12 protein-coding genes are annotated in these 22,669 nt (G+C 41.6%); 9 read left to right on the top strand and 3 right to left on the bottom strand.

Annotated elements, in window-relative coordinates; genetic code table 11:
• Window positions 1-36 precede the first annotated feature (36 nt).
• From Q4575_RS10885 to Q4575_RS10905, 5 genes are all read left to right on the top strand, one after another.
• Window positions 37-1,518, top strand: a complete 1,482-nt coding sequence (locus tag Q4575_RS10885; protein WP_303522973.1) for a sulfatase-like hydrolase/transferase — start codon at window positions 37-39, stop codon at window positions 1,516-1,518.
• Between the two features lie 145 nt (window positions 1,519-1,663).
• Window positions 1,664-2,686 carry an XdhC family protein gene (locus Q4575_RS10890; protein ID WP_303522974.1) on the top strand — a complete coding sequence of 341 codons (1,023 nt, stop codon included), beginning with the start codon at window positions 1,664-1,666 and terminating at the stop codon, window positions 2,684-2,686.
• Between the two features lies 1 nt (window position 2,687).
• Window positions 2,688-3,368 (top strand): nucleotidyltransferase family protein, encoded by a 681-nt coding sequence (locus Q4575_RS10895; RefSeq protein ID WP_303522975.1) that lies wholly within the window; start codon window positions 2,688-2,690, stop codon window positions 3,366-3,368.
• The gene (locus tag Q4575_RS10900; protein WP_303522976.1) at window positions 3,362-3,823 is read left to right on the top strand and encodes a (2Fe-2S)-binding protein; all 462 of its coding nucleotides are present in this window, start codon (window positions 3,362-3,364) and stop codon (window positions 3,821-3,823) included. The genes Q4575_RS10895 and Q4575_RS10900 overlap by 7 nt, the downstream gene beginning before the upstream one ends.
• 9 nt (window positions 3,824-3,832) lie before the next feature.
• The gene (locus tag Q4575_RS10905; protein WP_303522977.1) at window positions 3,833-6,166 is read left to right on the top strand and encodes a xanthine dehydrogenase family protein molybdopterin-binding subunit; all 2,334 of its coding nucleotides are present in this window, start codon (window positions 3,833-3,835) and stop codon (window positions 6,164-6,166) included.
• A 1,706-nt stretch (window positions 6,167-7,872) separates the two neighbouring features.
• On the opposite strand, the gene Q4575_RS10910 is transcribed toward Q4575_RS10905, so the two are convergent.
• Window positions 7,873-9,822, bottom strand: a complete 1,950-nt coding sequence (locus tag Q4575_RS10910) for a choline BCCT transporter BetT (RefSeq protein ID WP_303522978.1) — start codon at window positions 9,820-9,822, stop codon at window positions 7,873-7,875.
• A gap of 210 nt (window positions 9,823-10,032) precedes the next feature.
• Between Q4575_RS10910 and Q4575_RS10915 the strand changes: the two genes are divergently transcribed.
• Together Q4575_RS10915 and Q4575_RS10920 are read left to right on the top strand one after the other, a co-directional pair.
• Window positions 10,033-12,687, top strand: a complete 2,655-nt coding sequence (locus tag Q4575_RS10915) for a TonB-dependent receptor (RefSeq protein ID WP_303522979.1) — start codon at window positions 10,033-10,035, stop codon at window positions 12,685-12,687.
• Window positions 12,688-12,875: 188 nt separating this feature from the next.
• Window positions 12,876-14,957, top strand: a complete 2,082-nt coding sequence (locus tag Q4575_RS10920; RefSeq protein WP_303522980.1) for a tetratricopeptide repeat-containing sulfotransferase family protein — start codon at window positions 12,876-12,878, stop codon at window positions 14,955-14,957.
• Between the two features lie 57 nt (window positions 14,958-15,014).
• Here the strand turns inward: Q4575_RS10920 and Q4575_RS10925 are convergent, their stop codons facing one another.
• The gene (locus Q4575_RS10925) at window positions 15,015-15,998 is read right to left on the bottom strand and encodes a two-component system response regulator (RefSeq protein WP_215964093.1); all 984 of its coding nucleotides are present in this window, start codon (window positions 15,996-15,998) and stop codon (window positions 15,015-15,017) included.
• Between the two features lie 21 nt (window positions 15,999-16,019).
• Window positions 16,020-19,370, bottom strand: coding sequence for an MHYT domain-containing protein (locus tag Q4575_RS10930; RefSeq protein WP_303522981.1), 3,351 nt, complete (start codon window positions 19,368-19,370; stop codon window positions 16,020-16,022).
• A gap of 699 nt (window positions 19,371-20,069) precedes the next feature.
• Between Q4575_RS10930 and Q4575_RS10935 the strand changes: the two genes are divergently transcribed.
• Window positions 20,070-21,221: a mandelate racemase/muconate lactonizing enzyme family protein gene (locus tag Q4575_RS10935; RefSeq protein WP_272182283.1), complete on the top strand. Its 1,152-nt coding sequence runs from the start codon at window positions 20,070-20,072 to the stop codon at window positions 21,219-21,221.
• A complete protein-coding gene (locus tag Q4575_RS10940; protein WP_215964096.1) occupies window positions 21,218-22,654 on the top strand; it encodes an aldehyde dehydrogenase family protein in 1,437 nt (478 codons plus the stop codon). The genes Q4575_RS10935 and Q4575_RS10940 overlap by 4 nt, the downstream gene beginning before the upstream one ends.
• Window positions 22,655-22,669 lie beyond the last annotated feature (15 nt).

Raw genomic sequence — 22,669 nt, forward strand, 5'->3', positions numbered from 1 at the left:
GTATCAGCCAATTAAATACTGGCTATCGAGGACCCAATGACTAAGTATTTTTTAACGATTATGGTTTTGTTAGTGAGCGCGACGTCATGCGCTTCGCCGTCAAAAACATTAAATTCAAAAACACAAAGCAATATCAATCAAGGTGCACGCCCTAATATCCTGCTAATTTTAGCAGATGATTTGGGCTATGCCGATGTGAGCTTTAATGGTGGCACTGAAATCCCAACGCCAAGTCTTGACGCGTTAGCAAACCAAGGCGTGGTATTTGACTCAGCTTATGTCGCCCATCCATTTTGTGGACCGAGCCGCGCGGCGTTATTAACCGGTCGATACCCACATAAAATTGGTGCTCAGTTTAACTTGCCAACAACTGGTTCTACGACAGGCGTTGATGTTAATGAAGAGTATGTGAGTAAAACCTTGCAAAAATCTGGTTATTTTACCGGGGCAATTGGTAAATGGCATTTAGGTGAAGAATCTCGTTATCATCCTAATAATCGTGGTTTCGATGAGTTTTATGGTTTTTTGGGGGGCGGGCATCAATATTTCCCTGAACAATATCGTCCACGCTACGAAGCCTTAACAAAACGTGGTGTGCGTTATGTTAACGACTACATTAAACCGTTAGAACACAACGGCAAAGAAGTACGTGAAACTGAATATATAACTGATGCATTATCCCGTGAAGCGGTAAACTTTGTTGAACAAGCAGGTAAAGAAAAATCTCAACCATTTTTCCTCTACCTCGCCTACAACGCTCCACATGTGCCACTAGAAGCAAAACAAGAAGACATTGCCAAGTTTGCTCATATCAAAAATAAGAAACGTCGTATTTATGCAGCTATGGTTCATGCGGTAGACCGCGGAGTGCAGCGAGTTGTGGATGCGTTAGACGCAACCGGTCAACTTGAAAATACGTTAATTGTATTTATGAGCGATAACGGCGGGAAAACTCAACAGGGTGGCGTAAATTTGCCACTTAAAGAAGGCAAGGGCAGCGCTCATGAAGGGGGCCACAGAGTACCGATGTTTGTGTATTGGCCCAAAGGTATTGCCGCACAAAAAGACCATTATCCATATCCGGTGTCGGCACTTGATTTGTATCCAACATTTACTCAATTGGCAGGCGCTGAAATACCGACTAAAAAGTTGTTAGATGGCAAAGACCTTTTACCTGCCTTATTAGCGAAAAAACCGGTACGAGCAGGTGAAAGCCTTTATGTTATGAGGCATCGTACTGCGGCAAGTGATGTTTCAGTTCGTCGTGACAATTTTAAAGCGGTTAGAACCAAAGCAACAGGTAAATGGCAGTTATATGACATAGATAAAGACATTGGTGAAAAGAACGACATCAGCAGTAAACACCCACAGTTGTTGCAGGATATGGTGACAGATATGGCCCACTGGAGTTGGAGCAATAAAGAACCACAGTGGTTTCATATCCATGAAGAAGGGCAAAAGTGGCGTGAAGCAGCGATGCCGCGACACGGTGAAACGTTTGACTTAAATTCAAAATAACATTAACTCTTTGTTTAAGTTAATGAAACCAAGTCATTAACGGTATGCTAACCACGACAAATTGTTACAATTTAAAAAAGCTCAACATTGACTGTTGGGCTTTTTTAACGGATAAAAGGTATTCTTAAGAGGCAAAGTGGTCACTATGAGTATACGTTTGGAAAAATTATTGGATGTTTGGCATTCGCAAATTGACCAGCATCAATGGATCTTAGCAACCGTTATCGAAACAGCAGGTTCGTCGTACCGCAAAACCGGTGCGATGATGTTTATCAACGATCTAGGTCAATATTATGGTTTGATCAGCGGTGGATGTTTAGAACCTGATATTATGCGTAAAGCTCGTCGTTGCTGGGACTCTGGTCAAAATCAGACGGTCTGTTATGACATGCGAGATGAAGACGACATTGGTTGGCAACTCGGCATTGGTTGCGGTGGCATGGTTAAAATTTTGCTTCAGCCAATTAACAAGGCCAATAATTTTCTTGAATTACCTCTATTAAAGCAGCAACTCTCCGAACGAAAAATTAGTCATTATGCGCAAGACACAACTTCGACTTTTCCTAATAATTGGGTCGTTAAGACCGGCGAGATAACGTCAATTGTAAACTCAGCACTGTCCTCAGACGCGCTAACAAATTCAGTGATTGAACACAAATTTACCCCAGCCCCACAAATCGCAATTTTTGGCGGTGGAGTCGATGCACAGCCGTTAGCGGCCATGGCAGAGGTTTTAGGTTGGCGCGTAATAATGTATGACCCGCGAGTGAATTACGCCCAGCGTGACAAGTTTGCAACTGCAGAATATATTGTCAGAGACAAGTTTCTAGACTTAGTCGGCCATCCGTCATTAACGCAACTTGATGCGGTGGTTATTATGACCCATAACGTCAAACTAGATGGCGAAGCATTGTTGTTAGTTCAACAATCCAGTGCCGATTTTGTTGGTTTGTTAGGGCCAAAACACCGCACTGAAAAAGTTCTAAAATCCGTAGGAATATCCGTTGAAGACTTACAGAAGCCCTTGTCTAACCCAATTGGATTGGATATTGGAGGCGAATTACCAGAGTCTATCGCACTGTCTATTACCGCTGAAATACACGCAGTACTTGAGAATAAAATAGCATTTACCCAAGCTGATAAAAAGGGCTTGAAGCGTGTCGGTTGAGATGACTAAACCCTTCAACTTAAATCCGGCTATTTTGCTTTTGGCGGCTGGGCAAAGTAGACGATTTAATGGCGTCAAACAATTAAGTTTAGTCGCAACGTCGAACGGCAAAACGCCTCTTTTACAAGCTAAAATAAATACCCTTCTCCAACTGAATTTACCGCTGTTTGCGGCAATTCGCGATGACATTAAGTTAGCCAATTTTACGCCAATCAAGTTGAATGGCTCACCAAAGTTAACTTGGATTACCCCTCAGAATAGTCGTCTCGGGATGGGCCATACGATCGCTGATTCCGTAGATATTTTGCTAAAACAGCTGCCAAACTGCAGTCATATTGTAATTACACTTTGTGACCAAGTTGCTTTAGACACAGCTGCATATCAGTCATTAGTTAGATTAAGTGCACAGCAACCGGAGAAGGTCATCTGTTGTGAAACTCAGGACGGACTGTCTGTCCCTGCTGTTTTTCCAAAAGCTTGGTTTTCGCAGCTTAAGCAATTAACTGGCGATAAAGGGGCAAAACATATTTTAAATAATGCAGGTGACCAAAGGCAGACTATATTGTTAAACCAAGCGATTATTGACATAGATACCAAACAAGAATTAGAAGATTGGAATAAAGCTCAAACTAATCAGTTTACGAAAGAATGTAATGCTTTAACGGGAGAAAAAGCATGTTAAATATAACGATAAATAATAAAAAGCGCACGATAGATGTGCCAGACGATATGCCGATTTTATATGTGCTCAGGGACGAACTGAGCCTGCTAGGAACCAAGTTTGGGTGCGGGTTAGGCCAATGTGGAGCATGCACCATTCATATTGATGGCCATGCTATGCGGTCGTGCATCACCCCTATTTCGTATGCTGCGAATAAGTCTATTACTACCATAGAAGGACTCGACGACGATGCAAATCATCGGGTGCAAATCGCCTGGCGAGAATTTAAGGTGCCACAATGTGGTTACTGCCAGGTAGGTCAAATTATGTCGGCATCAGCCATGTTAGACACTATTCCAAATCCGACCGATGAAGAAATCGACCTGCATATGCAAGGCAATGTATGCCGGTGCGGGACATACGACAGGATCCGAAAAGCGATTAAACATGCGGCACAACTGCCAGCGAACAAGTAAGGATTGGTTATGTTTGACTATACAAAAATAAAAAACGGGCCGTCCTCATCTGCCGCTGAAATTGCTAATGTCAGCCGACGCAGCTTTTTGAAACAACTCGGCATTGGCACAGGTGCATTTGTACTCGCGACGGTTATGCCTGGGTTTTCATCAATCTTGCATGCATCGCCAAGCCGCGGTGACAGTGCCAACGTAAAAGCCGATCATGCTCTTAACTTTTTTGTTGCGATAAACCCTGATGGTTCGACGTCGATTGTATGTCACCGGTGTGAAATGGGACAGGGCATAAGAACCTCTATTCCACAAATTATTGCAGATGAAATGGAAGCAGATTGGCAACAAGTGTTTGTCGTTCAGGGCAAAGCCGACAAACGTTACGGTGCGCAGGGGACTGCCGGTTCAACATCAATTCGCAATCAATTTATCGATATGCGTAAAATTGGTGCGGCGGCGAGGCAAATGTTAGAACAAGCTGCAGCGGATATGTGGGGCGTTAAACGTTCTGACGTAACCGCAGAAAACCATGTTGTTAAACATTTATTGAGTGGTAAAACACTATCATTTGGTGAGTTAGCGCAGACGGCATCTAAGTTAGATGCCCCTGATCAAAAATCAGTTAAATTGAAGTCTCCCGATCAATTTAAATTGATTGGTAAAGAAGTGAAATTATTCGACCAAGACGACATTATCGCTGGTCGCGCAACGTATGCCCAAGATATTCAATTGCCAGGGATGTTAATTGCCAGTATTGAACGTCCGCCCGTGGTTGGCAGTAAAGTGGTGTCCTTTGATGCAACCGAGGCGTTAAAAATAAAAGGTGTGGTTGAGGTTGTTCAACTTAAAGACCGCCCTTTACCGGTAAATGTTTTGCCAATATCTGGGGTTGCTGTATTAGCAACAAATACCTGGGCTGCACATCAAGGACGCAAAGCGTTAAAAGTTGAGTGGCAGCTGAGCGAACATAAAAGCCACGACTCTGAATCTTATTTAAAGGAGTTAGTTGAAAAAGTTCAACAACCTGGTGAAGCAGCTCGCAAAAAAGGTGACGTTTACGGTCATAATTATGATCCAAAAAACACCATTGAAGCTGTCTACACTATGCCATATCAACATCACCAACCAATGGAAACGCCAGCAGCGACTGCGTGGGTGCAAGGGTCTGGTGCTGATAAAAAATGTGTAATTTGGGCTGGTGTACAAAATCCACAGTGGGCGCAGGGTCTTGTCGCTACAGAGCTTGGTTTCACTGGAGATAAAGCCGCTGATAGAATTGAGTTTAATATTACCTTGATGGGTGGTGCTTTTGGCCGTAAGTCAAAAGCTGACTTTGTATTAGAAGCGGTTGAGCTTTCAAACAAGGTTAAAAAGCCAGTGAAAGTAGTTTGGACTCGTGAAGACGATATTAAACATGGTTTTTATCATTCCGTGTCTGCCAACTATATGAAAGCCGAGTTGACCGACAAGCAAACCGCAGACTATTGGATCCAACGCGTAGCTTATCCACCGATTGGCTGGACATTTAACGACAAAACCAATCGACCAAATCACAGTGATTTATCAGTTGGATTTGGTGACACGCCATTTGATTTACAAAATTTGTCCCTCGAAACCCAAACGGCGGAAGGGCATGTTCGAATTGGTTGGTTACGGGCTGTAGCGTGTTTGAATAACGGTTTTGCGCTTGGAAGTTTTGTTGATGAACTGGCGGTTAAATCGAATATTTCAGCGCAGAAAATGTGGATGAACTTATTGGGCTCAGACCGTCATGTTGATCCGAAACAGGATGGTTTTAAGTATACGAATTATGGTATGGGCTACGACACTCACCCACTTGATACTAAACGTTTAAAAGCCTGTTTAAACTACGTTTGTGACAAAGCCAATACATCTGAAAAGCTGCCTGAAGGGCAAGGTTGGGGGGTTGCGGTATTTAGAAGTTTTGGCACTTACGTATCGGCGGCAACTAAAGTCTCGGTTGAAAATAACACGTTAAAAGTATTGGAGATGCATACTGCCATTGATTGCGGCGTTGCTGTGACGCCTGACCGTGTAAAAGCACAAATGGAAGGTGCTATGGTATTTGGTTTAACCATTGGATTAATGGGCGGTATTTCGGTCAAAGGTGGTGTGGTCGTTGAGTCGAATTTCCACGATTCGCTAATGACTCGAATACACCAAGCACCACCCATGTTTGCCCATATTATTGAATCTTCTCAACCTCCAGGAGGCGTAGGTGAACCGGGCATTCCACCGGTGATCCCAAGTATCACTAATGCAATATTCCATGCGTGTGGGGTTAGGGTGAGGAATTTACCTGTGAATAAGCACTTAAATGTAGTTTAGGGTTTAGATAGTTACCCTGCAGGCTAAGGTTTTTGGCCTGCGGGCGGCTATTTCGACTGCGTCGACCATAATGGCGCGGAGCTTGAAGTTTTCTTTGCCCTGCAGGCAGCTATTTCGACTGCGTCGACCTTACTTTTTGCAACAGCCGCTCTTTGTTTCTAAGATCATGTAGGCAAAAAGACGGCTTTGTGGTAAATCCCTAATCCTTATTTAAGATTTATATTATCGTCGAAGACGGAATGAAAGTATGTCCATGGTTTGTCTGACGTACATCCATGTACTGACGAATTCCCTTCGTCCTTGAAGTGAACAACCATCCCTTGCAACGGCGTCCCTGCCGTTCACTTCGAGATATAAATCTCAACTAAGGGGGATTTAGACGAAGTAATATGCAGTCTGAACTTTAAGTGCAGAGGAAGTTCATAAAATCAGCGACACTGACCCCACAGGTTTAGAAAATCAACAGAACAAAAAGTCGTCATCCGAACCAAACAGAAAAAACTTCATCCTAGTTTGTAATATGAGTCGAGCCACAGCGATATTAGGGATCTCCAACCGAGTGCAGAGGAATGTCATAATTCACCCTGCAGGCTGCGCATTTCTTTGCCCTGCGGGCGGCTATTTCGACTGCGTCGACCTTACTTTTTGCAACAGCCCAAAAAGTAGGCAAAAAGGCCGCTTTCGGCCAAATCCCTAATCCTTATTTGATATTTATATTATCGTCGAAGACGGGATGAAAGTATGTCCATGGTTCGTCTGACGTACATCCATGTACTGACGAATTCCCTTCGTCCTTGAAGTGAACAAGCATCCCTTGCAACGGCGTCCCTGCCGTTCACCTCGAGATATAAATCTCAACTAAGGGGGATTTAGACGAAGGAAAATGTAGCCTGAACTTTAGGTGTGATAAATCTTTGTTTTGAAGAAAAGTCGTCATCCGATCCAAACAGAAAAAACGTCATCCCAAAAGAGCCACAGCGATATTAGGGATCTCCAACCAAGTGCAGAAGAAGTTATAATTTGCCTTTCTTTGCCTTGCAGGCGGCTATTTCGACTGCGTCGACCTTACTTTTTGCAACAGCCCAAAAAGTAGGCAAAAAGGCCGCTTTCGGCCAAATCCCTAATCCTTATTTAAGATTTATATTATCGTCGAAGACGGAATGTAATTTCGTCCATGAAAACATTCCTTGCAACGGCGTCCCTGCCGTTCACTTCGAGATATAAATCTCTACTAAGGGGGATTTAGACGAAGGAAAATGTAGCCTGAACTTTAGGTGTGATAAATCTTTGTTTTGAAGAAAAGTCGTCATCCGAACCAAACAGAAAAAACGTCATCCCAAAAGAGCCACAGCGATATTAGGGATCTCCAACCAAGTGCAGAGGAATTTCATAATTCACCCTAAATTGGCTCATAATTTCAGAACAAAAAACGTCATCCCTAGCTTGTAAAATTAGTCAAGCCACAGCGATATTAGGGATCTCCAACCGAGTGCAGAGGAAGTTATAAAATCAACGACACTGACCCCACAGGTTTAAAAAAACGTCATCCCTAGCTTGTAAAATTAGTCGAGCCACAGCGATATTAGGGATCTCCAACCGAGTGCAGAGGAATCACATAATTCATTTACAATTAGCTCATAATAACCAGCTCAAAAAAGCCCTTTCTGAAAGGGCTTTTTAGGGGATGCTTTAACTCGTAATTGACACTAACGTAACAAATGTAAAAAGTGCAGATGTTTGTGGTACTGGTCAATAATGTTGTTGATTACTGCTGTTTTTGACCACCCCATGATGTCGTAGTCTTGGCCGCCTTCACCTAAATGAACTTCGGCGCGGTAATAACTTTGTTCGTCATCATCGGCTTCTGTCACAAAGTCGGGTTGTGAATATTTTCTAGCGAGCACTCGGTAGACAAACTCTTGTTCTTCACCATGGTCGACGATCAGGCTATAGCCGTCTTCTTTGGAAATAATTACCTTGATTTGATTTTTCTTTAGCTCACTGGCGACCGATTCAAATGCTGGGGCGACTACCTGGTTAATAAATTTATTAACGTTGGGTTTGTTGGGGAAGTCGACAATATTTTTGAGGCGCAATTGCCAATTATCGCTACCTTCGTTATTTGACGGGGGAAGGGCGGCTATTAACTGACTATCTTGTTTAAACGCCTCGACTCGTAGGGCTTTAATTAACCCGACTATTGCAATTAGCAATACAATTGAAAACGGCAAAGCCGCGGCTATTGTCATGGTTTGCAAGGCATTTAGGCCACCTGCCAGCAATAATATTGCTGCAACTACGCCTATCCCAACCGCCCAATATATTCGCTGCCACAATGGTGTTTCATTGCTGCCGTGGGAACATAACATATCAACAACCATAGCGCCTGAGTCGCAGGATGTGACAAAAAATATGACTATCATTAGCACACTAAAAAATGACAATACGGCCGACATAGGGAAGTTTTCAAGGAACACAAATAAAGCTACGGAGGAGTCTTTATTTACCATTTCACCCAAGGTAGCAACGCCTTGGTTATGCACTAAATCGATGGCGCTATTACCAAATATGGTCATCCACAAAAGGGTAAACACTGTTGGAATTAACATGACCCCTAGAATAAATTCGCGAATACTTCGGCCACGGGAAATACGAGCGATAAACAAACCTACAAAAGGTGCCCAAGCTAACCACCAACCCCAATAAAATATAGTCCAGCCACCAATCCAGTTGGTCTTTTTATAGGCGAATAAGTTAAATGTATTGTGGATTATGTCTGATAGATAATCCCCAATGTTTTGTAGATAAGCTTTTAATAAGAAAACGGTTGGACCGAGCACAAAGATCAATACCAACAAACCAACCGCTAAAATCATGTTAGCTTCTGACAGTCGTCTAATTCCTTTGTCTAAACCCGCGGACACTGACAGTACAGCGAGCGCTGTAATACCGCACATTATGATGATTTGGTTAGTCGTAGATACATCAATACCAAACAGATAGTTAAACCCAGAATTAACTTGTGATGCGCCTAGCCCTAATGATGTTGCAACACCAAAAACGGTGCTGACAACCGCAAATACATCTACCAAATGACCTGGCCATTTATAGATACGCTCGCCAATTAACGGGTACAAAGCTGAGCGTAATGTTAAAGGCAAATTATGACGGTAACTAAAATAAGCTAAAACTAAAGCGACGATGGCATAGATTGCCCAAGCATGAAGTCCCCAATGGAAAAAAGTCATTTTCATCGCTTCACGTACTGCTTCAATCGTACCTGTTTCTGCAGTCGGAGGTGACAAATAATGCATTAATGGCTCAGCAACCCCAAAGAACATGAGTCCAATACCCATACCTGCAGCAAACAACATAGATAACCAAGTGACTAAAGAATAATCCGGCGTAGCATGATCCGGTCCAAGGCGGATGTCGCCGTATCGAGATAACCCGAGAAAGACCACGAAGAAAAAGATAAAGGCGACAGTGAGAACATAAAACCAGCTGCCATTATCGACAATACTCGATTGCATGACTGTAAATAGATTCTGAGCCTGATCTGGCAACAAAACAGTATAAAGTAAAAGCGCTATGATCATTGATGAAGCACTAATAAAAACCGTTCTATTTAGTTGGCTTTTTGCAGATGTTGGCAAGTAAATCCCCTAATATGATTTGTATAGAAAATATAAATTCTTTAAGAATAAGCCGAAAGATAACTAATTTTTGACAAACTTACGATAAATAACAAGATAATGACGCAATTTTGTTATAAATGTCTATCATGGTTAAGTTGGATCTTAAAAAATATAGTTAGAGTTCTAATTATATGTATACAAAAATTAAAACGCCAAGGGATAAATACAATGAAACTTAATAAGCTGCATTGCGCAGTAATAACGGCAATAGCAACATCAGGCTCACTATATGCTGAAGAAGTTAAAAAGAAAGAAAACGCCCAAATAGAAGTCATTCAAGTTACAGCAACAAAGCGGGTTGAATCAATTCAAAAAGTCCCTGTTACCGTTACGGCCCTCACGGGAGATAGCCTAGAGAATTTAGGTGTCTCTAATTTTGATGAATATGTTGAATTTTTGCCAAATGTTGTATTCCAAGGCACAGGCCCTGGCCAAAACGAAATTTATATCCGTGGCGCGGCAACAACACAAACAAGTATAGCGGTTTCATCGGTACAGGCACTGCAGCCGTCTGTTGCTTTTTACTTAGATGAGCAACCGGTTTCAATGCAGGGACGTAATTTAGATATTTACGCTACAGACGTTGAACGTGTCGAAGTTTTACCAGGTCCACAGGGCACATTATTTGGTGCAAGTTCGCAGTCTGGTACGGTCCGTTTAATTACCAATAAACCAAGTCACGACGGATTTGCTGCGGGTTTTGATACCAGCACCAGTTCCACCAAAGGCGGCGATATGAGCAATTCTGTCGAAGCCTATTTTAATATGTCGCTAACCGACAAACTTGCTGTACGTGTCGCTACATACAACGACTTTCAAGGTGGCTGGATTGATAATGTACTGAATGATCCAAGCAACGGTGGTTATATTGGTAGTGCAGTTGTAATCAGCCGAGTTTCTGGCGGGGCATTAACAGACCCTGAAAACGTGCCGGTAACCGCACCAAAAAATGACACCTTAGTGCAGGACGACTTTAACACTGCAAATTATTCGGGTGCTCGATTTGGTTTATCTTACTTGTTTAGTGAAGACTGGGAATTGTTAGTGCAACATACTCAGCAGTCGCTCGATACTGAAGGGGTATTTGCCTACGATCCTAATCTTGATGGTGAATCATCGACAAATCGTTTTGTACCTGAAAACAACAACGATGATTTTGGTTTAACTACCTGGACTTTAGAAGGTCGCCTTGAACATCTAGACTTGGTTTATACCGGTGGTTATTTAGAGCGTGAAATCGATTCAACAATTGATTATACCGGTTATACCAATGGTGGTTCATTTGCCGCGTATTATGCATGTAACTATGCAGGCGCACCTGAAACACAAGTGTGTGTTGACCCAACTAAGTTTTATAAAGAACAAACAGACACTAATCGTTTTACTCACGAATTCCGTGTTAATACCTCTACTGAAAATCGCTGGCGCGTAACAGCGGGTGTTTTCTATGATTCACAAGAACTGTCTACAGTGGGTCAGTTCCAACTAGGTAATACAGACCTGCCTTATTTTACCAATCTACAAAGAACTTTAGCGGGCACCGACGGCATCAACACCGATGGAGGACCGTTCTCGTCTGAGATCAGTTTTGTTAATGACATCACCCACACAATTGATCAAATTGCATTATTTGGGCAACTCGAATACGACCTTACTGATACGGTTACGGCGAGTTTTGGTGCACGTTGGTATGAAATTGAAGACTCATTTAAAGGGGCAACGTCGACGGTTGACGTAAGCGGCAGATTGCAAGCCTTTGGTGACGGTAGCGACGCTGCATTAACTGAGTTTTTTGGGGCCGGCGAAGCAGCAGCAATTCAAGCGGCAATTGCAAGCGGTCAGTTAGAGACAAGTTTAGTTGATAGCGATGGCACATTGACGGTCGACGATACGATTATTAAAGCATCGATAGATTGGCAAGTATCAAATGAAGTTATGGTCTTCGCATCTTATTCTGAAGGCTTTAGACCTCCAGTAACCAATCGTGTTGGCGGCGGTTTGGCGAAAAACCAAGAAGGGGCTTTTGACGGTTTCCGTATTCCGGTTTATTCAACCACAGATAGCTTGGATAATATTGAAGTCGGATTTAAGTCGACTTTGCTAAACCGTACATTGCGTTTTAATGCAACTGCGTATTACTCAAAAATATCTGATCTTCAAACCTCTCGATTTGACCCAACAAACATCAGTTTCTTAGTATTTACTGACAACGTTGGCGACGCTGAAATTAAAGGTGTTGACGGTGACTTCAGTTGGGTAGCCACTGACGATTTAGTTATTTCGGGGGCATTCAGTATGATTGACACTGAGTTAACGTCAATTAATAGTGAGCTCGAAGGTATAGCCCCGGCAAAAGGCAGTCGTTTACCATATTCTGCTGAGTTTTCTGGTAATTTGCAGGCCAAGTATTTCTACGAAATATCAAGTGTTCTTACAGGTTATGTAAACAGCTCAATAAGCTATACAGGTGAAAGACTTGCCAGTATGACGATGGACGCTTACGTACTTGAAGACGCGACTAATTTGGTCCACGGCACAGGTTCTGGCTTGAGTATTCAAAAAGAAGCGGACGTTTATTCTGGGGTAAATTACCAAGACAGCAATGGTCAAACATTTGCAGGGGGTCGTTACGTTCAAGACAGTTATGTGCTTGCAAACCTTAGCTTTGGTGTGACAAATGACGAATGGAAAGCCGAGTTTTTCATTGATAATTTAACCAATGAAAGTGCGATACTTTATGTGGATACTCAACAGTTTACACCAAAAGTGGTTACCAATAGACCACGCAGCGTCGGCTTTAGATTTTCATATGACTTTTATTAAGGGCTAGTTAAGATTTACCGAGGTCGTTTGACCTTGATGGATCTTATGCACAATTAATAAACGTACAGTGTTAAAGTTAGCCGCTTGGTATTTGTACCAAGCGGCTTTTTATTGCTAAAGTACTGTCCAATAAAGCAAATGTTTTAATCTATGTATTAAATTTTGTAAAATTCTATGGAGCCAAGTCATTGGAAAAACCTTCTCTGCCCTCTATTGACGATCAATTAAAAGCCATTCAACAGTTGATCCAAAAGGCAAAGTTCAGCGATGCGATAACGCAAGGGACCCAGCTTCAACAGCAATTAACCGAGCCTTCCCACCAAATAGAAATGTGGTATTTGATTGGTGTCGCACAACGTTACAATAAGGACTTTTCTGCAGCTTTAACAAGCATTAAGGCGTTGTTAGCACTAGAAAAAAAACACAGCCGAGCTAATCAAGAACTTGGCTATAATTACTTGGCGTTAAATGATGTAACAAAAGCAAAACACGCATTTGAAAATGCTGTAAAACTCAATCCATGTTTGGTGGCAAGCTGGCAGGAGTTGCTAGAAATTTATCGTAAGTGTCCACAGCTAAATAAGATAGAACAACAAGATAAGATCCAACTTGCGGCTAATCAGTTAGCAAAACTCAAAAGTTTACCGCCGGCTTTACTTGCCGTGACTGAATTGATGCATGAAGGCAAGTTGTTAAAAGCGGAACAAATTTGTCGCCATTTTCTCCAGAACAACAAACGTCATGTTGATGGCATGTGTCTGCTTGCCGAAATTGGCATTGAACTTAAAATTTACGATGATGCTGAATTTTTGCTCGCAAGTGCTCTGGAGCTCGAACCACAGCATATCCAGGCTCGTTCCCATTACCTTAATCTGTTAATACGTTTAGGCAAATTCAAAGCCGCTGAGCAACAAGTGACAATATTACTTGAAGCACAGCCTGACAACCTCAGCTTTAATGTCGCAAAAGCTAACGTATTAACGGGATTAGGGCAAACAGACAAAGCTATCGCACTTTTTGAATTCGCAATAAAACAATCCGAAACTTTAATGAATGCAAACGCAGCGGAACGGATGCCTATAGAAAATAATCAGCAGCAAGTTGCTGGGTTTTATTTACAGCTAGGTCATGCCTTAAAAGCCAAAGGTGAGATTGACAACGCCGTTGCGGCCTATCAAAAGGCGTATCAATTGAATCCGAGTTTTGGTGATGCATTTTGGAGTTTGGCGAATACCAAAACCTACCGCTTCAATGATGACGAAATTAGTCAGATGCAAACCCAACAAACAAATAACGAATTGCCTTTGGTGGATAAAGTGCAATTGTATTTTGCGACGGGTAAAGCGTTCGAAGATAGGAAAAACTACGACCAAGCGTTTAAAGCGTACCAAGATGGTAATGCGTTGCAGCATGCACATAACGGGTTTGATATTGCTAAATTGGAACAGCAAGTAGAAGAGCAAATAAAATACTGCACCAAAGCGTTATTTGAAAACCGCGGTAATTTGGGACTAAACGCGCCAGATCCGATATTTATTGTCGGTTTACCTAGGGCAGGTTCGACCTTGCTAGAGCAGATCCTAGCGTCGCACTCACAAGTGGACGGTACCATGGAATTACACAATATCCTTGGGCTCGCCGCTCGTTTACGTGGCCGAAACACCAATTCAGGTAATACAAGTCAGACAGCGGTTAGCCAATATCCTAAAAATTTAGCGGAAATAAACCCTGAATATTTTGCTCGATTTGGTCAGCAATTCATTGACGAAACACAAGTATATAGAGAGCAAGCTCCTCGGTTTATCGACAAAATGCCAAATAATTTTCTGCACTTAGGTTTAATCAAACTCATTTTGCCAAATGCCAAAATTATCGATGCAAGACGTTCGCCTATGGCCTGTTGTTTCAGTGGTTTTAAACAGTTGTTTGCCGAGGGGCAGGAGTTTAGTTATAGCCTCGATGACATAGGACGTTATTACCAAGCCTATCTAAAATTAATGAGGCATTGGCAGGACGTTATTCCAGGCTTTATTCTTACAGTTAAACATGAAGATGTTGTTGAAGATTTAGAAACTGAAGTTCGACGTATGTTGGATTTTTGCGGTTTGAAATTTGAACCTGCGTGTTTAGAGTTTCATAAAACCAAAAGAACCATCAAAACCCCAAGTTCAGAGCAAGTGCGTCAGCCAATTTACAAATCGGCAACTGAGCAATGGCGTCATTTTGAGCCACATTTGGGACCTCTTAAAGCAGCACTTAATTTAAACTAAGTTGTTTTGGTGATCTGAAAACAAAGACTCATTTATTCATCGAAATTAGTCTTTGTCTTAGTCTTTCCATTGCTCTTTGATTTTTATAATGTCGTCTATTTTTGAAATAAACAAGTCCACCAATTGAGGATCAAAGTGTTTGTATTTTTGAGATGTAATGAAATCTAACGCTTTTTCTATTGACCAGGCGTCTTTATATGGGCGAACACTCGTTAAGGCGTCAAAAACGTCCGCAAGGGCAACTATACGACCTTCTAGGGGAATTTCTTCACCCTTTAACTGGTTAGGATAACCGGTTCCATCCCATTTTTCGTGATGAGTCATAGACACTACTTTTGCCAATTCGATCAACTCTGAGTCTGAATCACCAAGTATTTCAGCACCGATTTCAGGGTGCTTTTTCATTTCTGCAAATTCTTCGTCTGTCAGTTTTCCTGGCTTAAGCATGATGGCGTCGGGGATCCCAATTTTGCCAATATCATGCATTGGCGCAGCATTAAATAAATTATCGGCTTGCTCTTCGGAATAGCCATAGGCTAGAGCGACAACTTTGGCGTAATGGCTCATTCGCATGACATGCATGCCTGTTTCATTGTCTTTATATTCAGATGCACGGCCTAAACGTTGAATGACTTGCAAACGAGTGCGACGCAACTCTTCCGCATCGACCAAAGATAAGTGAGTTTTAACGCGGGCTTTAACAACTGCGGGTGTAACCGGTTTAGATATATAATCCACCGCACCAATATTCAGTCCTTTGGCTTCATCAACTGCGTCGTTTAATGCAGTCACAAAAATCACCGGGATAGACTTATACAAAGAACTTTGTTTTAAGGTTTCGCAAACCTCATAGCCTGTCATTTCTGGCATCATGACATCTAACAAGATCAGATCAGGTTTATCTTTTTCTATTAAACGCAGTGCTTCTTGGCCACTTTTTGCAAATGTCAGTTTATACATATCTTTTAGGATATTATTTAACACTTTTAAGTTTGTTGGCTCATCGTCAACGACAAGGACATTTTGTTTAGTTGGGTGCATAAATTTTACTTTTTACCATATTTAGGTTTCAGGCTTTAGCAAGCTCACAAGGGCAACAATGCGGCTTAAAGCGAGTTCAAATTCAAAGTCATTGCAAGCTGCAACTATGTCATTTATCTTTTTAGAATGCACCGACTTAATCGATAGCAAAGAATCTAATAATGGGTCATCAAACTCATTGTTTTTGACATGTTTTTCTAATTGCAGCAAGGTATTGTACAGTTCTTCATTAGCAACGGTATCATCTGCGTCACTGTTTGCTAAGTCCTGTGTTTCCTCTAGCTCTGTTGACGTTGCTCGCATTTTATTAGCACACATGCCTAATAAATCGATTTCAACTTCAATGTTGGTGACAACAGCTAGGCATTCTTTTTCCAAACGTTGACGGCTAACACGCTCTAATTCAGCAAACAATATCATTAGTTTAATAAGTGCTAAATTTCCGGTTACCCCTTTATTTTTATGGGCCGTTTCTTCTACAGATAGCCAATCTTGCTGTTTCATCAGCACTTTTAGCGCTTCAATTTCGTCGTTTGATTGACCTAAAAATCGCGATATTTCACTAAATAGGACGGTTTTTGACCCCCATAACGCAATGCCTTTTTCGATATCAATTCGCAAGTCTTCAGCAGGCGCGATTTTAGTCTCTTCTGACGCAACACTCTGTAGACTTAATGCGTTGGCAATTTCTCCCATTAATTGATGCATATCAATTGGTTTGTTTGCAAATCCATCCATGCCAGCTTTTGAAGCAGACTGCTTATCCTGTGGTAAAACACTGGCCGTTAACGCAATTATAGGCAGTCGTGGTAGGTCATTTTGTTGTTCGAACTGACGTCGCTCACTCGCGGCGGTGAGGCCATCCATAATGGGCATTTGAATATCCATAAGAACAACGTCAAATTTATCACTTTGCATTTTGCTTAACGCTTCAACGCCATTTCGAGCCACTGTTATTTTATGGTTATTCCGTTTGAGAATAAGTGACAACAGATCTAGGTTTTGTTCGATGTCGTCAACAATCAGAATATTCAATGGCGGCAATTCATTGAAGGAAACCGCCGTTGTCGCTTTTTGTATTGGTGCGATAGGAGTAAGAGGAATAGAAAATTCAAATTCAGAACCGATATTTAGCTCACTCCGCGCGGTGATTTCTCCGCCCATTAACTCAACAAGTTGCTTACTAATGGTTGTACCTAAACCTGTACCACCGAAACGGCGGCTCATTGATTCGTCTGCTTGAGCAAACGCATCAAATATCGTTGCTAACTGTGTAGACGTCATGCCTATTCCAGAGTCTGAAATAATAAAAGTTACAATCCCTTCCGATTTTTCGTTTATATCAATGGTGACATGCCCAGCTTCCGTAAACTTAATGGCATTGCCAATTATATTAGTGAGGACTTGTCTGATCCTATCGGGCACGCCGTTGTAACAACGTTGGGTGGCTTTGTCGATGTTGAGTTTAATGTCCAAGCCTTTGTTTTGGGCCTGTAACCAAAGAGTTGAGACAACGGTGTCGACTTCTTCAACAAGTGAAAAGTCTCGATATTCTAATTGAAATTTACCTTTCTCTAATTTCGCACTGTCGAGTACATCATTTAATATATGCAGCAGGGATTTGGCGGATTGGTTAATGGTATTTAATTGTTTTCTTTGATTATTACTCAGCTCTTCGTCCAATAGAATGTCACTAAACCCAATGATTGCATTCATCGGGGTTCGGATCTCATGGCTCATGTTGGCTAAAAATGCGGCCCTAGTCGCGGCGGCTTTTTCTGCATTTTCTTTCTCAGCAATGAGTTCTGATTCCATTTTTTTACGGTCGGTGATGTCCATGATAAAACCGTCAAGGTAATATTCATCAGACCCGTCAATTTTTATTGCCCGGCCATAACCTAACATCCACTTTGTATTATTTTCTCGGTCAATTAATCTAAATTCAAGTTTATAACCCTTGGGGCTTCGTAAGTCTGTAGCGGTAATATTGCCGATATCTTCTGGATGTACAAAGTCTCCTAAACTGCGTTTTGGGTTGGGTAACAAAAAATCTTTTGCTGGGTAACCAACAATATTTTCAATTTCATCATTAATAAAAACGTTTGGCCAACCAGGCAAGTCTAAACAACGATAGGCAATGCCAGGGATATTGGTCACCAACGATCGTAATTGGGATTCACTTTCCCGTAACTGGTTTTCCATTTTTTGACGTTCGCGTAAATCTGAAATAAACGCGACAAACATATTTTCGTCATTAAGTTCGACATGGCCAATTCCCAAACGCACTGGGATTTTTTCGCCATTTTTTGTTAATGCTTCAACTTCGCGACCTGAACCTATTATTTTCGCTTCCCGTGTCTTCAAATAATTTTCGATGTATTGGTCATGTTGAGCTTGATGAGGCGAAGGCACAAGCATCTTAACGTTTTGGCCAATAACCTCTTCTGGTTGCCAGCCCAATAGATGAGTTACTGCTGTATTGATACTGATAACAGTCCCAACTGAATCGATAGTAATAATACCATCTATCGCAGTGTTCATTGTCGCTATCAGTCGTCGTTCGTTGTTAATCGCTGCCTTTGACTTATCTCTATAGCGAAATATTAAATTGGCCCCGAGAACGAGAAAAATAATCGTTAAGGTAATTGTGGTAATTACCATCGCCAAGAATATCGATATGTCATTAGTTTGTTTCGACAGTTCTATTCCCGGTGGCATAGCGAAACGCGCAGCAGCCATACCTGTGTAATGCATTCCAGATATTGCGCCACCCATGACGACACTTGAAATGAGTATTTTTACATTGTTATTTATCCAAGCGACTTTTTGGGTTTTTAACCCAAAACTAATCCATAAAGACAAAATTGCTAAACTAACGGCAACTAATATAGAGACACCGAACATGACAAGGTTGTATCGTAACAACGGCGCCATTTCCATTGCGGCCATTCCAACATAATGCATGGTCCCAATCCCAGCGCCGACTAAAACCCCACCTAATATTAACTGGGTAAATTTAATTTGGTCACGAGTAATAATATTTAGCGCTATCCACGATGCAATGATGGAAGGTAAAACAGAAATTGCAGTAAGTTGTACGTTATATGTCACATTGGTACACAATTCTAGAGCCAACATACCAAGGAAGTGCATAGACCAAACGCCACCGCCTAACGCGATGCTGCCAACACAAAGGGAAATGTGTTTTCGAATCGGCGATTTATATGCCGCTTGTGATGCAACTTGAAATCCCATAAAAGAAGCAAAAATAGCAATAGCCACCGATAGAGTTACTAGCCACGGGTTATACAAAGAACTAACAAATAAATTGTAGCTGTCGTATTGGAAAAGCTCTGCGATTGTATTTTTCATTTTTAATACTGCTATTTAATGAGTTAGTTACTGATCGATATTTTTAAACATCTTTGAGACGCAAATTTAACATCTTAAAGGCGTATTTAAAATACACTGATTCCTTATGATTTTTAGGAGCCGTTTTAATTTAATAATGCCCCAATAGGTTTGTTATCAAACAATTTTAATTGAAGTAACTCAATATGAAACAAGGGCGTTTGAAAAGCACGTAAATAAAAATTAGAAATCCAAGCACACCTTAACGAGTTTAATCTTCGTCCGCGGAGTTAACCAAATTAATATTGAATGCGAAGCGATATATAGCCTGTAGGTACCTTAGCTATGAAGTCATAGAAGTTAGAACGTTAGCGCGTTTAAATTAATGTCTAATGCCTGTGGCCGTGCTGTTAATACGTTGTGGTTGTTTCTTGTCGCTGTGCCTACTCACTTTCCCATTATCCGCTCAGGATCAGCGACTCGAGGATGATGTGCCTGATCCGGCGTCTCTTTATTTCAAAATGTATCTGAGATCCTTGTAGAAGGATCTTTTTGTTCTAATAACAACATCGATAAAAGTATTGCAAATATAAACATCATATGTTTATATTAATCCCATAATGAATTAAGTATCTATTAGAACGATGATTGGAAGGCATTAGGTTGTCTTCCCGGTGCTTCAAAATATTGAAGTCAGTCTAGTGAGCAGGTTGAGTAATAATGAAAATAGAATGTATTAAAACCCACCACGTACGTTGCGAATTAAAGGAACCATTTGGTTTCTCTCAGTGGTTTTATAATCAACGTAATGTGTTGATTATTGAAGTTATTACCGACACTGGTATTTCAGGATGGGGTGAATGTTATGGACCTGCCGAAGTTATCCAAGGCGCTGTAGAAAAGTTTTATGCTCCACGAATACTAGGTTTTGACGCATTGTCGACGGACATGATTTGGCATTACATGTGGCGTTCATCACTCGATTTTGCCCGTGGCGGCGTTATGACAGCAGCCATGTCTGGTATCGATATGGCATTGTGGGATTTAAAAGGAAAGGCTCTTGGTCAAAGTGTTAGTCAACTGATGGGCGGCGCTCAACGAGATAAAGTGTCTTGTTATGCAACCGGTATGTATTTTCAAGATTTACCTGAATCAATGTTGTTACCTGTTTTGGTAGAAGAAGCGATTACCTACGCTGAGCAAGGGTTTAAGGCGATGAAGATTAAGGTGGGTAAAAACCTTGATTTTGACAAAAAACTTATCGTTGCCATGCGCGAAGCTTTGCCAAATACAATTTTAGCCGCGGATTCGAATCATGCTTACGATTTACCGGAAGCCATTAAAATAGCACGTTTGCTAGACGCCAATGACTATGTATGGTTTGAAGAACCATTGTCTCCAGAGCATCCAGAGTTATTTAAGAAGTTGCATGAAAAAGCCGATTTAGCCATTGCTACAGGTGAGTGTGAGCAGACTCGTTTTGGTTTCCAAAAGTTAATTCAGTCGGGCGGTGTTCAGTTAGTGCAAGCAGACTTAGCGTATTGTGGAGGTCCAAGTGAGGCTCTCAAAATTCGGGCTATTGCTTCAGCCAACGGACTTAATATGATCCCACATGTATGGGGAACTCAGTTAAACTTAGCTGCAGCAACACACTTTTTGGCAACAGCGTATCCAGAACCAGGACGTAAAGAAGAGCAGCAATTACTGCTAGAATACGACCGTACGGAAAACCCATTGCGTGACAATCTTTATAAAGTGGAAGTTCAGGTTATTGAGGGCGAAGCAATTGTACCAACAGGTCCAGGTTTAGGTGTTGAAATCGACACTGATGCATTAAAAGAATTTGATATTAAAGCGACGGAAACAAAATGAGCGAACAAGCATACAAAATGTTAATTAATGGCCAATTGGTTGAGTCTGACTCAACGTTTGATGTCATTAACCCTGCAACTGAAGAAGTTGTTGGCCGTGTACCTGACATCACATCGGCACAAATTGAAGATTGTTTAACAAGCGCCAAGCAAGGTTTAGATACGTGGTCGAAAACCTCATTAGCACAGCGTGCGAAGCTTATCCGTGCATATGCGGATTTGCTAGAGCAACATAAACAAGAAATCATCGCTATCTTGATTTCAGAAACTGGCAAACCAATGGACAATGCTGAATATGATTTCGGTATGTTGACGACCTGTTTGCGCTATTTTGTCGAAGAAGCACATCGCATTGACCAACCCGTTATTATTGACCCAGATGGACGTTTCCATCATTACATTCAGCGCCAGGCGTTAGGTGTTGTTGTTGGTTATCTTGCTTGGAATTTTCCATTGCTTAACTTTGGTTACAAACTCGGGCCATCATTGGCTGCTGGCTGTTCTGCAATAATTAAACCTTCTCAAGTAACACCATTAGCGACCTTAAAGTGCGCGGAGTTGGCTGCTCAAGTTGGCTTTCCAGCAGGTGTTATAAACGTTATCACTAGTAATAATTACGATATTACTAATCCGCTATTAACAAGCAATATAACGTCTTTATTTACCATGATTGGCTCGACCAATGCGGGTGTTAAGGCAATGCAAATGGCCTGCACCAGTGTTAAGCATTTCTCAGTTGAACTCGGTGGTAATGCGCCGGTAATTGTTTACGACGATGCAGAACTTGAAAAAGCAGTTAACAACATTGTTGATTTAAAATTTGGTAATAGCGGCCAAGTATGCGTTTCACCCAATCGCTGTTTTGTGCACGAATCGGTTTACCCTAAGTTCATTGAACTTGCTAAGGCGAGAGCTGAAAGTTTGACGTTAACCGCAGGCGACGGGGAAGGGCGTTTAATGGGACCGGTTATCAACAAGCGTGAGCAAGACCGTATTTTAGGTGTTATCAACGATGCGATTGCCTCAGGTGCCAAATTAGTGACCGGCGGCAAAGTACCCGCAGACAAACCGGTTGGCTATTACATCGAACCTACTATTTTAGCAGATGCAAATTTAGCGATGACAGCAACATCGTGCGAGATATTTGGTCCGGTTCTACCTGTTATTTCATTTAGTGATGCAGATGACGTAATTGCGCTAGCCAATGATTGTGAGTTTGGTTTGTCGGCCTATGTATTTACGACTAATTTGAAACGCGCGATGCAAGCAGCTGAACAGTTAGAGGCTGGGAGCGTTTGTATTAACGAAGCTCATTATTCTGTGCAATTACCCCATGGTGGCTTAAAGCAAAGTGGTGTAGGTAAAGACTGTTCAAAATATAGCTTGGAAGAATACTTGTCGAATAAACGTGTGTCGATATTAGTAAACGATTAGAGCAGCTTTATTGTA

Source organism: Psychrosphaera sp. 1_MG-2023, assembly GCF_030548245.1.
GTDB lineage: Bacteria > Pseudomonadota > Gammaproteobacteria > Enterobacterales > Alteromonadaceae > Psychrosphaera > Psychrosphaera algicola.

Coding starts and splice junctions, on each gene's coding strand:
- Q4575_RS10925 (WP_215964093.1), bottom strand. CDS start 15,998: ATGCACCCAACTAAACAAAATGTCCTTGTCGTTGACGATGAGCCAACA.
- Q4575_RS10915 (WP_303522979.1), top strand. CDS start 10,033: ATGAAACTTAATAAGCTGCATTGCGCAGTAATAACGGCAATAGCAACA.
- Q4575_RS10905 (WP_303522977.1), top strand. CDS start 3,833: ATGTTTGACTATACAAAAATAAAAAACGGGCCGTCCTCATCTGCCGCT.
- Q4575_RS10890 (WP_303522974.1), top strand. CDS start 1,664: ATGAGTATACGTTTGGAAAAATTATTGGATGTTTGGCATTCGCAAATT.
- Q4575_RS10935 (WP_272182283.1), top strand. CDS start 20,070: ATGAAAATAGAATGTATTAAAACCCACCACGTACGTTGCGAATTAAAG.
- Q4575_RS10930 (WP_303522981.1), bottom strand. CDS start 19,370: ATGAAAAATACAATCGCAGAGCTTTTCCAATACGACAGCTACAATTTA.
- Q4575_RS10885 (WP_303522973.1), top strand. CDS start 37: ATGACTAAGTATTTTTTAACGATTATGGTTTTGTTAGTGAGCGCGACG.
- Q4575_RS10940 (WP_215964096.1), top strand. CDS start 21,218: ATGAGCGAACAAGCATACAAAATGTTAATTAATGGCCAATTGGTTGAG.
- Q4575_RS10900 (WP_303522976.1), top strand. CDS start 3,362: ATGTTAAATATAACGATAAATAATAAAAAGCGCACGATAGATGTGCCA.
- Q4575_RS10895 (WP_303522975.1), top strand. CDS start 2,688: ATGACTAAACCCTTCAACTTAAATCCGGCTATTTTGCTTTTGGCGGCT.